Origin of the sequence: Leclercia adecarboxylata (assembly GCF_006874705.1) — a bacterium.
GTDB classification, from domain to species: Bacteria; Pseudomonadota; Gammaproteobacteria; order Enterobacterales; family Enterobacteriaceae; genus Enterobacter; species Enterobacter adecarboxylatus_C.
In genome coordinates this window covers 467,310-481,724 of sequence record NZ_CP035382.1, presented here as the reverse complement: position 1 = coordinate 481,724, position 14,415 = coordinate 467,310, and the positions used below count along the sequence as shown (strand labels likewise).

General features: G+C 51.3%; 11 protein-coding genes and 1 pseudogene. 8 read left to right on the top strand and 4 right to left on the bottom strand.

Annotation, left to right across the window (positions count from 1 at the left end):
* Nucleotides 1–48 precede the first annotated feature (48 nt).
* From ES815_RS03295 to ES815_RS03280, 4 genes are all read left to right on the top strand, one after another.
* Nucleotides 49–1,398, top strand: coding sequence for a hypothetical protein (locus ES815_RS03295; RefSeq protein ID WP_142486612.1), 1,350 nt, complete (start codon nt 49–51; stop codon nt 1,396–1,398).
* A gap of 181 nt (nt 1,399–1,579) precedes the next feature.
* Complete coding sequence (locus tag ES815_RS03290) at nt 1,580–2,929, top strand: TolC family outer membrane protein (RefSeq protein ID WP_142486611.1); 1,350 nt, start codon at nt 1,580–1,582, stop codon at nt 2,927–2,929.
* Nucleotides 2,930–3,030: 101 nt separating this feature from the next.
* Entirely contained in the window at nt 3,031–5,217 is a 2,187-nt protein-coding gene (locus tag ES815_RS03285; RefSeq protein WP_142486610.1) for a type I secretion system permease/ATPase, read from the top strand.
* Nucleotides 5,204–6,568, top strand: coding sequence for an HlyD family type I secretion periplasmic adaptor subunit (locus tag ES815_RS03280; RefSeq protein WP_142486609.1), 1,365 nt, complete (start codon nt 5,204–5,206; stop codon nt 6,566–6,568). The genes ES815_RS03285 and ES815_RS03280 overlap by 14 nt, the downstream gene beginning before the upstream one ends.
* A gap of 42 nt (nt 6,569–6,610) precedes the next feature.
* Here ES815_RS03280 and ES815_RS03275 read toward each other — a convergent pair whose 3' ends face one another.
* Both ES815_RS03275 and ES815_RS03270 read right to left on the bottom strand, forming a co-directional pair.
* A complete protein-coding gene (locus tag ES815_RS03275; RefSeq protein WP_142486608.1) occupies nt 6,611–7,150 on the bottom strand; it encodes a DUF2058 domain-containing protein in 540 nt (179 codons plus the stop codon).
* A 67-nt stretch (nt 7,151–7,217) separates the two neighbouring features.
* Nucleotides 7,218–7,757, bottom strand: coding sequence for an isochorismatase family protein (locus ES815_RS03270; protein WP_142486607.1), 540 nt, complete (start codon nt 7,755–7,757; stop codon nt 7,218–7,220).
* 197 nt (nt 7,758–7,954) lie between these two features.
* Here ES815_RS03270 and ES815_RS03265 point away from each other — a divergent pair, with 197 nt between their 5' ends.
* Entirely contained in the window at nt 7,955–9,871 is a 1,917-nt protein-coding gene (locus ES815_RS03265; protein WP_185902379.1) for a flagellin, read from the top strand.
* A 49-nt stretch (nt 9,872–9,920) separates the two neighbouring features.
* Here ES815_RS03265 and ES815_RS03260 read toward each other — a convergent pair whose 3' ends face one another.
* Nucleotides 9,921–10,142, bottom strand: coding sequence for a hypothetical protein (locus tag ES815_RS03260; RefSeq protein ID WP_142486605.1), 222 nt, complete (start codon nt 10,140–10,142; stop codon nt 9,921–9,923).
* 361 nt (nt 10,143–10,503) lie between these two features.
* Between ES815_RS03260 and ES815_RS23940 the strand changes: the two are divergent.
* The 3 genes and pseudogenes from ES815_RS23940 to ES815_RS03245 all read left to right on the top strand — a co-directional run.
* A pseudogene (locus ES815_RS23940) lies at nt 10,504–10,697 on the top strand (helix-turn-helix domain-containing protein); the annotation flags it as partial.
* A 568-nt stretch (nt 10,698–11,265) separates the two neighbouring features.
* Nucleotides 11,266–12,456, top strand: coding sequence for a reverse transcriptase family protein (locus tag ES815_RS03250; RefSeq protein WP_142486604.1), 1,191 nt, complete (start codon nt 11,266–11,268; stop codon nt 12,454–12,456).
* Nucleotides 12,443–13,156, top strand: a complete 714-nt coding sequence (locus ES815_RS03245; RefSeq protein ID WP_142486603.1) for a retron Ec48 family effector membrane protein — start codon at nt 12,443–12,445, stop codon at nt 13,154–13,156. Before ES815_RS03250 ends, ES815_RS03245 begins: the two co-directional genes overlap by 14 nt.
* A gap of 194 nt (nt 13,157–13,350) precedes the next feature.
* Here ES815_RS03245 and ES815_RS03240 read toward each other — a convergent pair whose 3' ends face one another.
* On the bottom strand, nt 13,351–14,391 hold the full coding sequence (locus ES815_RS03240) for a hypothetical protein (protein ID WP_142486602.1): 1,041 nt from the start codon (nt 14,389–14,391) through the stop codon (nt 13,351–13,353).
* Between the last annotated feature and the right edge of the window lie 24 nt (nt 14,392–14,415).

The following is a 14,415-nucleotide window of genomic DNA, read 5'->3' as shown; positions in this document are numbered from 1 at the left end:
GGCGGCAGCGGCGATCCGAACGGTTACGATATTCAGAACGGCGTGATCGTGGCGATCGGCAGTAATGTGCACGTCTGGCTGACCCCGGATAGCCCGGACGGCAAGGTGCAGGGCGACTTCGTGCCGAAGGCTGACAGTGCGGATCAGATCCACTACTACAACAGCCAGGGTAACGCTAACGCCAATAATGGTGATAAGACCCATACCGATATCTTTGTGGTCGGTGACCATACGGGTGGCTACTACCAGCAGAGCGACTGGCCGCAGGATCGCTATGACTTCCGGCCGCTCAACGGCATTACCGGCAACCAGGGCTTACCGCAGAGCAGCGTAGGTAAGGACTATATCTTTGTTCAGGGTAATGAGGCTGACTACACCGTCACCGGGGTCGATCATCCACAGAACGGCAAAAACAACGACATAGATAACCTGCATGTGGTTGATAATGAGACCGGGAAGTCGCCGTTCCAGAACGCCAACGGCATTGAGGGCGTTATTTTTGGTGACGGGCCATCCTCTTCGCACGGGGGCAGTACCACCGTTACCACAACGGCTACCCTGAACCTTGACGTGAATCTCGAAAGCTCAGACAGCACCGACCACCTGAGGAGCATCACGCTGGACGGTATTCCTGAAGGTGCGACCTTTACGGGTAACCACACCAGCGTCACTTACGATGCGGAAAAAGGGGTCTACATCCTGACCTTTGATAACGATACCTCGCACTATACCGGCCAGGTCAGCGTCGAACTTCCGGCCGGTAGCAGCGATTTTGGTAAGGTCACGCTGGAAGTGGACTCTACCGCTGTCGAACAGCACGAAACCGAATTCACGGTTGACGGCAAAGAGGGCGGAACCTTCGTCAGCGAAAGCCACGGTGGGGAAGAGCATGCCGATGACGCTGTTGACGACGATCGTTCTCTGATGGCCAGCCACAGCGTTGAGGAGAGTCATCCCGATCATGACGGTGAGGAGAGCGATAAGCAGACGCACACCAGCAGCCTGGATGCTGACGATCGCGCCGCCTCGTTAATCGATGACGACAATCTGATGCTCAACACCACGAACGCAGAGCACAGCGAGACGTCGACGGCATCGGCCGATCATGCCAGTGATGCGTTGTTGGGCGATGCGCAGAGCGAGTCCCTCGCCACGCTGCAAAGCGCCAGCCCGGGTCAGGAGGAGCAGCTGAACTTCAGCGATCTCATCCACGACGAGGAGCATAACGATCTCAGCAATCTGATTCAGGCCGGTCCGCAGAGCGATGCGGCAGAGGGCCCGGGGGAGGTCGAACATGTTCCCGCTGAAGGCGGTGAGATAGCCGGAGCGGACGGTTACGATGCCGGTAACGACGCGATGCTGGATAATCTGATCGCGAAACCGGAAGAGCACGTCTGATCCGCCGCCGCGCAGGGTGCAGTTGGGCTCTGCGCGGCAACAAAAATGAGATGAATTCAGGTCAGACGAGGGATCCCGTCCGATCATAAACTCGCAGGATGCATTTTTTCCCTCGGTCTAATGGGATTTTCTCTGGTGGGTATTGACCAACAATCAAGGGATATGAAGGAAAAACAGCAAGATGAAACAGTATAGTCAGATTGTGATGGGTGCGGCGCTGGTGTTGAGCGCCACGCAGAGCCAGGCCACTACCCTGGAGCAGGCCGTAAAAGATAGCCTGTTATGGCACCCGGAAGTTAACGCGTCGGTCAACAGCCGCTATTCCGCAGATCAGGATCTCCGCGCCGCCAAAGGCGGTTATCTGCCGACGCTGGATCTCACGGCCGGTACCGGCTGGGAGCAAACCGATAACGCCAGCACCCGTGCGGCAGGGGATCATCTGCGTGATTTGCACCGCAGCGAGTCCGCCATCAACCTGCGGCAGAACGTCTTCAATGGATTTGCGACCACCAGCGAAGTGGGCCGCCAGAAAGCGACGGTCAACTCGCGTGCCTGGACGGTGCTGAATACCAGCGAATCTACCGCTCTGCAGGCGATCCAGAGCTATCTCGATGTCCTGATGCGCCAGCAGATGGTGGCGCTGGCAGAAGATAACCTGAAGAATCACGAGCGGGTGTTCGATCAGATCCGCCTGCGTACCGAGCAGGGCGTGGGCCGTCAGGCAGACTTCGATCAAGCGGAAGCACGCCTGGCGCAGGCGCGCAACAACCTGCTGACCGAGCAAACTAACCTCGAAGACTCCCGTGCCAACTACCAGAGCATTACCGGCAAAGAGCCTGATACGCTGGTGATGCCCACTAAAATCGTGGTTCCTGCCTCGCTGGACGCCGCGCGTTCGGTGATGCTGGAAAATAACCCGCTGCTGAAGCAGGCCGATGCCGATGTGGAAGCGACCCGCCAGCAGTACGAGGCGGCAAAATCGCGCTTCTACCCGGATGTGAATGTTGAAGTCGGTCGTACCATGGATAACAACATCGATGGCACCCGCGGGCACAGCCAGGAGTGGCAGGCGATGCTGCGTATGCGCTACAACCTGTACAACGGCGGCAGCGACCAGGCCACGCTCACCTCTTACGCCTACAAAATGAAAGAGGCGCAGGATGTGAAAAATAACGCCCAGCGTCAGCTGAACGAAGAGCTGCGTCTGGCCTGGAACGCCCTGAAAAACGCCAGGCAACAGGTGCCTATCGCCAAAGACTATGCCGATCGCAGCGTGAAGGTGCGGAGCGCCTATCAGGAGCAGTTCAGCCTGGGCGACCGTACCTTGCTCGATATGCTGGACAGCGAAAACGAAGTGTTCAGCGCCCAGCGCCGTTACGTCGAGCTGCAGTTTGTGGACATGTTTACCACCTACCGCATCAACGCCCGAACCGGCGAACTGCTTAAGAGCCTGAACATTCAGGCGCCGTCGGCAGCGCAACCGCTCGATCAGGCACAGCGTTCACAGACGGAGCTGCCTGAATTAAAATAAGCCGCCCTTAAAGGCTGACGGGGTTATTGCCGACACAACGACCGGTAATAACCCTCTTTTTTTTACCTGCGGCAGACGTCTGCAGAACACTGAGGCAGAGAATGACGCCTGACATTGACTCCCCCGATCGCATCGAGATGACCCCGCAGGCGCAGGGCAGACAGGATCCGCGGCAAAGCCATGACGATCCGCTGCTGGATGCGCTGATGATCGTCTGTAAACTGCATAACATTGCCACCAGCCGCAACGTCCTGACCACCGGTCTGCCGCTGGAAGCCCACACCCTGACGATTGAGAGCTTTCCGCGCGCCGCCGGGCGGGCAGGGCTCAAGGCGCGGGTGGTGCAACGTCCGCTGGAAAACATCACCGCGATGTCACTGCCCGCCGTTCTGCTGCTGAAAAACAATCAGACCGCGGTGTTGATTGGCTGGGATCAACAGCAGCGCGCGCGTCTGCTGCCCAGTGAAACGGAAGGCGGTGAGATTACCGTCTCGCCCGAGACGCTGGCGGAGAACTACAGTGGCCGGGTGATTTTCATCTCCCCGGAACATGAGTTTGATGCGCAACCGACGGCCACGCTGCCGCGCACCAAAGCCTGGTTCCAGGACACGCTCAAACTGTCGAAATTCCTCTACCTGGATGCGGTGGTCGCCAGCTTCCTCGTTAACCTGGTGGCACTTGCCGCCCCGCTGTTCGTGATGAACGTCTATGATCGGGTGGTGCCCAACCAGGCCACCGCTACCCTGTGGGTGCTGGCGATCGGCATCAGCATCGCGTTTGTGTTCGACTTTGTGCTGAAGATCCTGCGGGGCATTTGCCTCGACCTGGCGGGTAAAAAGACCGACCTGGTGGTCTCCTCGGCGCTGTTCGAGCGGCTGCTGGGGATGAAGATGAAGCTCCGCCCGCAGCGGGTGGGGAGCTTCGCGCAGAACTTTCAGGAGTTCCAGTCGATCCGAGACTTCCTGTCATCGCTGACGCTGACCGCCTTTATCGACCTGCCGTTTACCCTGCTGATCCTGCTGGTTATAGGCATCATCGGGGGGCCGCTGGTCTTTATCCCGCTGCTCTGCTATCCGCTGGCGCTGCTGGTGAACTGGCTGATCCAGCGCCCGCTGATGTCGCGGGTCAAGAAAACCTATCAGCTCTCCAACGAACGCCAGGCGATGCTGGTGGAGACGCTCACTGGCCTGGATGCCATCAAGATCAACAACGCCCAGAGCGAGCGCCAGTATCAGTGGGAACACCTCACCGGTCAGCTCAGCAAGCTGGAGTTACGGGTGAAGTCGCTCTCCTATGTGGCGGTGAACTTTACCGCCTGGCTGCAGCAGTTCAGCGGGGTGGCCATTATCGTGGCCGGGGTCTACATCATTATTGGCGGCAACCTGAGTATGGGTGGGCTGATTGCCTGCTACCTGCTGCACCGTCGCGCCATGATGCCCATCGGCCAGCTTTGTAGCCTGATCACTCGCTATCAGCGGGCAAGAATGACCAAAGGCACCATTGACCGGATGATGGGCCTCGAGCAGGAGGTGCAGGACAACGAGGTGCCGCTGAAGCGGGAAACACTCTCCGGTGCCATTGAGCTGCGCGACGTCACCTTTATCTACCCGGGCAATCAGTATGCCTCGCTCAGCAATGTCTCGCTGACGATCCAGCCCGGCGAGAAGGTAGGGATCATCGGCCGCAGTGGGTCGGGCAAAAGCTCGCTGGCGAAACTGCTGGTCGGCTTTTATCAGCCGGACAGCGGCAACGTGCTGATCGACGGCATTGATGCCCGCCAGATAGACGTCCACGATCTACGCCATAACATCGGCTATGCCCCTCAGGATATCCACCTGTTCAGCGGTACCCTGCGGGAGAATCTGGTCTACGGCGCCAGCTACGTTGACGACGAGACCATGCTGCGGGTCGCCACCCTGACCGGGGTACATGAGTTCGCCCGTCGCCATCCGTCCGGTTACAACATGCAGGTGGGCGAGCGGGGGATGAGTCTCTCCGGCGGCCAGCGGCAGGCGGTGGCGCTGGCGCGCGCGCTGCTGCTCGATCCCCCGGTGCTGCTGATGGATGAACCTACCAGTTCGATGGATAACACCAGCGAAGATCTGATTAAAAAAGCGCTGATACCGGTCATCAGCAACAAAACGCTGCTGATGGTGACGCATCGTGCCTCGCTGCTGACGCTGGTGGATCGTCTGATTATCGTCGACAACGGCAAAATCATTGCCGACGGTCCAAAAGAGAGCGTTATGAGCGCGCTGAAGAAAGGACAAATTCATGCGAATCGTTGAGTCGCTTAGCCGTCTGATGAGCTGGCTGTCAGGAGATAAACAGCCGGCACCGTTCACCACCAATGAGGTGAACAAAGCCTTGCTGGATGATGCCCCGCGGGTGGTACGCGTGACGCTGTGGGCAATTCTCGTCTTCTTTATCGCTATGATCCTCTGGGCCTCGCTGGCCAGTATTGATGAAGTGACGCGTGGGGAAGGGCGGGCTATTCCCTCCTCCCGTTTGCAAAAAGTGCAGAACCTCGAAGGGGGGATCGTGGCCGAGGTCTTTGTGCATGAAGGCGAGGTGGTGAAAGCCGGGGCGCCGCTGCTGCGTCTGGATGATACCCAGTTTCGCTCCAACGCCGGGGAAACCGATGCCGATCGACTGGCGCTGCAGGCGCGGATCCAGCGTCTGACCGCACAGCTTAACGATGCCACCACCCTGACCCTGGCGCCGGAAATTGTTCAGCAGGCACCGGATATCGCCAGTGGCGAGATGGAGCTGTTCACCAGCGTTAACAAACGCATTCAGAGCGAGCTGGCCGGGCTTAACGAACAGCTGGTACAGAAGAAGCAGGAGCTGCTCGACTTCCAGGGCAAGGTCAGCCAGTACCGCCGTAGCCTGGGGTTGCAGCAGCAGGAGGTCAGCATGTCTGAACCGCTGGTGGCCAAAGGGGCAATCTCAAAAGTAGAAGTGCTCCGTCTGCGTCGTGGCGTGGTGGAAACTCAGGGGCAGCTGGACTCGGTGCTGCTTGCCATCCCCCGGGCGGAAGCGGCCATCAAGGAGATTGAGAGCAAGGTCAGCGAAACGCGGGGCCGTTACCGCAGCGAGGCGCTGGGGCAGCTCAACGAGGCGCGAACCGATCTCAGCAAAATAGAGGCTTCGGGTAAGGCGATTACCGACCGGGTGAATCGCACCCTGGTGACGTCTCCGGTGCGCGGCGTCGTCCAGCAGCTGCTGGTGAACACCATCGGCGGCGTGATCCAGCCGGGTAACGACCTGGTGGAGATTGTACCGCTGGACGACAAGCTGCTGGTGGAGGCCAAGATCCGTCCGCAGGACATTGCGTTTTTGCGTCCGGGTCAGGAGGCGACGGTGAAGTTCACCGCCTACGACTATACGATCTATGGCGGGCTGAAGGGCACGCTGGAGCAGATCAGCCCCGATACGGTGACCGACAAAGACGGGAAGAGTTTTTATATCATTCGTCTGCGCACCGACAAAAACCATCTCGGCACGGATGAGAAGCCGCTGCTGATTATTCCGGGGATGGTGGCCTCGGTGGATATCATTACCGGCAAGAAAACGGTGATGGCCTATCTGCTGAAACCGATCCTGCGGGCGAAAGCGGAGGCGTTCCGCGAGCGTTAAGAAGGGAGAAAGACCACCTCTCCGGGAGGTGGTCTCTCAGGGTTACCACATCAAATCATCAGGCACGACAAAATCAGCATAGGGATCGTCTTCGTCCTTCGCTTCCTGAGTCAGCTCGCTGCTTAACACGATATAGCTCGCATCACGCTGGGAAATTTTCTCGGCAACGATGGCGGGGATAATTGCATATTCGCTCTCACGGCCCGCTTCGGCAACCAGTCGCGCAATGGCGAGACGGCCATTGATCAGCTGCGCCTGGGTGGTCTTATCGACATAGATTTTTTTAATCAGATTATTGTCGGTGAAGTTAAAACCGATATCGCCTTTTGCCACTACGACCCGGTTCATCTCAATTAACTGCTTGATCTGCGCCTTATACTCTTTCGCCAGCGTGGCCTGCTTCTGCTGCTCGCTCAACTCTTTATCACGTTCAAGTTGCGCCTGCTTGTTTACTTCCACCGCTTCGCGCGCCTCGCGGGCCTGCACGCGGGATTTTTTGGCGGTGCGCTGCACTTTCGCCATTTTTTTGCTGGAGACTAAGCCAGCTTTAAGCATCTGCTCTTGTAGTGTGAGTTTGGTCATGTTCGTTTCTGAAATCTGTCAAATGATTGGCAGATTATACCCTGGAGGACGGCACAGGGCACAGTATTCAGGACAGCTGCAACGCGGTGGCGTCGGTAACCTGCGCAAAACCGGCCTCAAGCAGCGCCAGAGTGACATCATGAATGGCCTTCGCGCTGAGCTGAGATTTTTCCAGCTCAAAGCTGAGCACCGCATCTTTTAGCACCGTCATCTTTAACCCCAGATCGGCACCCATTCTGACGGTGGAGTTAACACAAAATCCTGCAACGGCACCGATAACCACCACCTCTGAAATATTTGCCTCCTGGAGATGAGCCAGTAATCCCGTTGAGCTGAACGCAGAAGAGGTGTGTTTGATAAATACCGGCTCGCTCGGGCGTTCCTCAAATGAGGCAAGGGGCTGGCTTGAGGGGGAACCGTGATGAAGAGGCGAACCCTGCTCAGGCGTCTGGTGTCGCACATGGATGACAGGTCGGCCAGAGGTTCTGAATTGTTCAATTACAGAGGTCATGTTTTCAATGCTGTTCTGAGGGAAGTAATCCACACCCTGTTGAATTCTATCCGTTACAAAATTCTGCATATCGATAATCAGTAGTGCTTTTGACATGATACTTTCCTTAAACCGTGCCGTTGGCAGGGCTAATCGCCGTTGAAAGGCCTCACCGTAACCCTGAAGCCAATTAACATATCCGGTGTTAAGTAAGGTGCGCGCCTACTAAATTTGGTTAAGGCCCAAAAAAATCATCAACTAATCCAGAGTATGACCGATAACAACTCCAGAGAAACCTGAACGGGTACATGGGAATGTTAAGCCTGAATACCAATTTAACTGCGTTAACGATCCAGGGGAAATCCTCACAAAATACGTCTGCCCTCTCGCAGGCCATCCGCAATCTTTCTTCTGGCATGCGTATCAACAGTGCTAAGGATAATGCGGCTGGTCAGGCGGTGGCTAACCGTATGACCAGCGAGCAGAATGCGCTGCAACAGACGCAGCGTAACGCCGGGGATGGTTTGTCGCTGGTGCAGACTGCCGAAGGTGCGATGAGTGAAATTAATAACAGACTGCAGCGCATCCGGGAGCTTACGGTAAAAGGGCTAAGTGAAACCAACAACCTGGTGGATGCGGATGCTATTCAGGCTGAAATTAATTTAAACCTGAAAGAGATCGATCGGTTAAATACGTCCGTCGACTTTAACGGTATTAATCTGCTGGACGGCAGTGCGGGCACGGTCGGTTTTCAGGTCGGCTCCCGTGATAATGAAAAAATCTTCCTCGATTTATCGAAAAACTTCAGCGTGGAGAATATCGGGCTGAAAGATTTGGTTATTCGGGGTATCAGCGGGTCGGTATCCGATATTAACAAGGTTACGGGCGTTGCGAATAATATCGACCTTACCAGCAGCAATGTGAGCGTAACCTGGTCTCCGACAGGCACCTTTAATTTGCCGCAGCTGGTGCACAACGGCATGAACGGGCAGACGTATATTCAGGATACGGGAGGCGATGGCAAGCCTGTTTATTATCAGGCCACGTATAACGCTAGCTGGGATACTGCCAGCGGAACCGGCAGCGTGAGTATTGGCGCGACCACTGGAACACCGCTCTACAGCGATGTGCCTCAGTACAGCGGCCTACCGATAACTTCCGTGAACTATCTTGATACGAACGGCGGTGCATTAAGTAACAGCCCGGTGCCATCGCTGAGAGAATCCAACGGCCAGTATTATATTGAGCAGGATGAATTGTATTATCCTGCCGTCCTGACATACGGTTCAACCGGTGCGGTTAGTGCGCAAATGACCAGTACCAGTTGGGTAACGGATACAAGTTTCTCTGTTATCCCTGCGGTCGTAGCGTCTACACCCAATATTGATACCACGACGGCAACGCTGAGCTTTGTGGACTCCAGTAATAATTCGGTCTCAGAAGATAAAGCCAGGCTGCTGAAATCCGGTAGCCAGTACATTATGGAGGTGGACGACGGCAGCGGTAATTTTCGCTACTACAATGCCTCAGTGTCTGTAACGACCGATGGCAACGACAGTTCGCTTGTCGTCAAGGCGAATAGCGCCACCAGCCTGAATAATTTCTCTGCCGTTACCCTTGTGGATGGAACATCAACCGTCACGATGGATCCCGCAAAGGTCAATGTGCGTTATACCGATGCTGAGGGCAATGTATCGGATGATGTATTGCGCAAGGATTCAGACGGCAATTACTACATGGACGTGGTGAAGGGCACGGACTCAAAAAGAGTCACCCTGGTTGTGCCCGATGATAACGTCAGCCAGATCATGCTAAAAACGCAGAACGGCGTGGGCGATCTCCTGCTCTATTATAACGCTTCTCATGGGGCGTCTACGGATACCGAAACCAACTATACGACCTTGAATATTTTTGAAGTCGGTAATGAAATACGGCTGAAAAAACCGGAAAATCCCCTGGCGGCAATCGACAATGCCATCAAGCAGGTTGATACCAGTCGCAGTACGCTGGGTGCCATGGCCAACCGTCTGGCGTCAACGCAAAATCAACAGGCGACTATGTCAGTCGCGGTCAACGCTTCCCGCTCACGTATTGAAGATGCTGATTACGCCCTCGAAATGTCAAATATGGTACGGGCGCAGATATTCCAGGAATCACTTGGCTCGATGTTGTCGAAAGCCAATCAGATGCCACAGGTCGTGTTGTCATTACTGAATGGTGCGATCAAATAAGATCCTCAGAGATGAAATCGAGCTCCGGTATTCCGGAGCCCTGTACTTCTTATCGAATCACGTTACCGTGCTGTACGCAGCGTCCATCGTTGCAGTTAACGGCATCCACTCTGGCGGCACGGTGGTTTCTTGCCTGCGCGGTGACCGTCGCGGCAGCAACGGGGTGATCGGAATTCGCTACCACGGCAGCGCGCTCAACCGGGTGAAAGATAACCCCGGCAAAGGCTGAGCAAGGGGCGATTAATGCCATAACGATGAGGATTCTTTTCATTCCATTTCTCCGTTGTTTTTTTGAGGCGTGAATGCGTTTAACGGCGGGAGAGTACAGCACAGCGGCACATAACGTTGTGTGTATGGGTGCTATTGGTTGGAAAGGGGTTATAAAGCCGGTAAGGAAGGTAGGCAAATGTCCCCTGCAGGAATAATTAATGATTTTAAATAATTGATTTAAATTAATATTTTATGGTTATGGCTTAAGGGGGGATACTGCGAGGGATATGCTATTTATAAGGACTGGCAACGATACTCATATGAATTAGCCGCGATTTGGACTGACATACGACCTTTAACGGCTGGCAGTTACCAGTTTTGATATGGGTGTCGAATCCTTGTGCAAATAACCAAGTACTCCCATGCTTCGTACTACCCATCTGGTTATCAAGCATGAAGCTAGTTTACTCAATCGGGTGAAGAACTGAGCAACGTATAGCAAATCTGTAAAATCATAGGTGTTTCATGTGGCACGGTTTACCATTATCTCGAACTGGCCGATGAGGGTGGCATAGATGCGCTGAGTAATCGTAGTCGTCGCGCCCCTTACATTAAAATCTGGACTTTTGTGGCGATTCCATAGGTTCGGGCAGCGACGGCACTTCGAGCATTGGGGCATTCTGTGTTTAAAGCCAACCATAAAACATCATTCATTTTATTACCGAGCGCCATAACAATAAATTGCATAGATTATCGCCGTAGATTAATTTCGGTTAGGTGCTTTTTTTTACTGCATACCGCTAACTTGTTGAGAACCTGGGGTTTAGTGCATCCAGTAAAACCTAGAATGCATAAAGTTGTAAGTTCAAAAGAATTTTGACCTTAGACATTGTTTCTGATTATAAACACTGATAATGTGCATTCAGCTCAGGCGTTTCGCTTTGAATGCTGCAACCATTTTTACAATTTGCTAGCTTTGCCTCCTTCTGGGGGCGTCTGGTTTACCAGACTCGATCCGAGGCCCCACCGTCGCCACCGACGGCTGGCGCCGTAGCTGTCGGGCATTACTTACGGTCGTAGAACGCAGAGGCTGTTGCTAGCAATGTTTGGTGTATGCATCTCTGTCTTTCTGCACCCTTGATCATGGGGAGACCGTAAGTAACTTTGCCTCAGAGGTTTTTATCATGTCTAATGATCTTCCTTCGAACAAAAGCAATTCCGGCATATCAACTTTGACTTCACTTTCTAAGGCATTGGGTTTTTCAATTGATGAACTCGTAGAAATAAGAAGCATTCCATTGGATAGAAGATACCATAAATTAGAAAAGCCTAAATCTGATGGTTCAATGAGAATTGTATATCGTCCTCATCATAAGTTGAAAAGATTGCAGCGCAGAATTAATAATAGAATATTTCGCGAGTTGGTAATATGGCCTAATTTTTTATTTGGTTCTGTGCCCAATGACAATGATGGTGAAGACTCGCTGAATAGAGATTATATAACTTGTGCCAATCAACACTGTGGTGCTAAGACTCTCCTTAAAGTAGATATCAAAAATTTCTTTGATAATATTCATAAAGAATTGGTAAGTGATATTTTTAGTGACTTTTTCTATATAAACGCAGAGGCGAATGATTACATCACGGATATTTGTTGTGCTGGTGAGTTTATCGTTCAAGGAGCGTTGACGTCAAGCTATATCGCATCATTATGTTTGCACGATGTTGAAACAACGGTTTATAGAAGAGCAAAAAGAAAAGGTTTGGTCTATACAAGACTGGTAGATGATATAACTGTTTCATCAAAGGTGTATGATTATGATTTTTCTCAAATAAAAAAACATATAGAGGATATGCTCGCCGAGAAAGATCTTCCAATTAATATTGTTAAATCGGGTGTTTTCCAAGTTTCTACAAAACCACTTCTAGTGCATGGTTTGAGAGTAGACCACAATAAACCTAGACTTCCTTCTTATGAAGTGAGAAAAATTAGAGCGTCCCTGAATAATTTAATTGGGAACTCTATTAAAAATAATAATAAGACATCGTTGGCATATAGAGTTGAATACAACAGATGTATGGGAAGGATTAACAAACTTGGGCGATTGGGCCATGAAAAACATGCTGTTTTTATGGGGAGAATTAAAAAAGTCAGGCCCATGCCATCTTTTCAAGATGTTAGGGAGTGTAAAAAGAAAATAAAATGGCTTGAGATACAGTATTCTAAAGGTTTTAACAAGTCGGATAAATACTTTCGAGTATTTCAGATAACAGGTCATGTTATATCTCTTATCAATAGAAGTGATGCATTTTCCACGATAGCAAAAGAGTTAAGGACAAGGTTGAACAAGGTAAAGCCAGATGTTGAAAAATAGAATGAGTAATACGGATAAATTCATTGTGTCTGTGGCTTTTGTTTGTTTGCTTTCTATTTTGTTTTTATTTGTTTCATTGGTTGCAACTATATATTCAACTAAGATATATAAATTTGATTTTTGTATACAAAGCCAATGTATTGATTACTTTGCAAATAAAATTACAGGGGTTGTGGTTCTTGCTCAATTTTTTGGATGGTTTATTACTTTAGTCGCAGCATTAGGGGGGGCGATAATTGCTCTTCGAACTTATGTTACAGGTGTTGGAAATAGTAACATAACAAATCATATTGCACATTTTTCAATGTTTAGAGATTTTCTTAATTCTGAAATTAATAAGAGGAAAAAAATATCACCAGATAGTGTTGATGTACATCTTTGGTATAATGTCATTTTTCCTGAATCTAAATCAGGTCGTTTGGAATGTAGCCAAAACTATAGGGATCATTTGAATAATATTAAGGAAGTTGTTGATGAAGCCAATTCTCATATGTCAACTCTTTCAGGTAAGTATAAATACCAAACACATCAGCGTAAAATAATAGAGGCTTTTGCTAATTTTGGGGTAGTCATGAATAATGGTCCAAAAAACATTTTTATTGACATAGAGTACGAGGTTTTCGGGTTGATTGATTCAGTTAACTCGACTTTTGTGAATGAATCCCCTGTATTCTGTAAGATGGAGAGAAGATACAGTTAGGTGTAAACATTAACAAAATACCAAAGATCATTCTTGTTCATGCAAATAATTCGCATGATGCGGTTTCCACGAATTGAATTTATATCAATGGGGAGCAGAAAAATTTAGGCTCTTGATGCTATAGGGTATATTAATGACAAGTAGTTGGCCGCTAACAGTATTCAATCAAGGTGGTGATTAATAGCAAGGTAATTTTATGGTCGTTCTGATTTTGCACGTGCCAGTGTTTTGTGCAGTCGTGCCTCTGGCTGTCTGGCATATAAGAGCCCACCTATGAGTGAAGTAATGAAGTTGTCCGTTTCCTCGTCAATCCCATACCAGAGGCTTTGCTGCGCGATGCCAAAATGCGAACTGTAGACGTTGCACGAAGCGATAGGGGATGCGTGTTCCGGCATTTCGTTGTCGGGGTATTCCTCTGCATACTCTTCCGGGTCAATGTACCGCCACCATTCTTCATGCGTCAGGCCGCAATTTTTATAAGGCTCAACCATATTGACGCAAGCGCACTCCACCAGCTCTGACGCCTCACGAATGATAAGCCCGGCAATCATTGGCGGGAGTTCGTCCGTATCGACACTGCGAAGGATGGTGTATGCATATTCCTGATACCGTTCATCCAATCCCTCATAACGGTACTCACTGATATGCTCCACAATATGACAAAGCGTGTCGGAAATTTCCCGCCTGTCCTTCTCTGCGCTTCTCCTGAAAGGAATATCCATCAAGCCTGTGAGAATATTCAAATAGTGGGGCTTAAGGCCATAGCACCGCGCTGGAAGCGTTTCTACGGCGTTCCTGATGTAAGCCTCATATTTCTTCTTTCCCTCGATGTTAAGAACGTCACGCGCCGCTATGAGCTGACTCCTGACATAGCCTAACCCATGAAGATATTTAGCGAGGGTGTCATGGCATAGCTTGTCATACATCTGTTGAATCGAATGAGCGCGTATGCCGAGCACGTTGTATGGCGCAAGGTCAAACTCTTCGAATTTAACCTTGTCATATAACGAGGCGTGTGACCATCCGTTGGCTTTTTCCTCTTTACGGAGTTCATGAAATTGTTGCAGGCCGTCAGCAAGTGACCATTCACGAACCGCATGGCGTCCATGGCGTTGTTCCTGAGCCTGATGCTCGCGAAGCCTTTGCATGGCCTCGTTCAGTTTTCTGACGTTCTCACTGGTTTCATTATTTGCATGTACGGTATCGCTCATAAACACGGGGTTATTGGTCGGCATTGTGGCTCCTTGGCGGTAACGGGA

Coding starts and splice junctions, on each gene's coding strand:
- ES815_RS03270 (WP_142486607.1), bottom strand. CDS start 7,757: ATGTCAAAAGCACTACTGATTATCGATATGCAGAATTTTGTAACGGAT.
- ES815_RS03245 (WP_142486603.1), top strand. CDS start 12,443: ATGTTGAAAAATAGAATGAGTAATACGGATAAATTCATTGTGTCTGTG.
- ES815_RS03285 (WP_142486610.1), top strand. CDS start 3,031: ATGACGCCTGACATTGACTCCCCCGATCGCATCGAGATGACCCCGCAG.
- ES815_RS03250 (WP_142486604.1), top strand. CDS start 11,266: ATGTCTAATGATCTTCCTTCGAACAAAAGCAATTCCGGCATATCAACT.
- ES815_RS03265 (WP_185902379.1), top strand. CDS start 7,955: ATGTTAAGCCTGAATACCAATTTAACTGCGTTAACGATCCAGGGGAAA.
- ES815_RS03280 (WP_142486609.1), top strand. CDS start 5,204: ATGCGAATCGTTGAGTCGCTTAGCCGTCTGATGAGCTGGCTGTCAGGA.
- ES815_RS03240 (WP_142486602.1), bottom strand. CDS start 14,391: ATGCCGACCAATAACCCCGTGTTTATGAGCGATACCGTACATGCAAAT.
- ES815_RS03275 (WP_142486608.1), bottom strand. CDS start 7,150: ATGACCAAACTCACACTACAAGAGCAGATGCTTAAAGCTGGCTTAGTC.
- ES815_RS03290 (WP_142486611.1), top strand. CDS start 1,580: ATGAAACAGTATAGTCAGATTGTGATGGGTGCGGCGCTGGTGTTGAGC.
- ES815_RS03260 (WP_142486605.1), bottom strand. CDS start 10,142: ATGAAAAGAATCCTCATCGTTATGGCATTAATCGCCCCTTGCTCAGCC.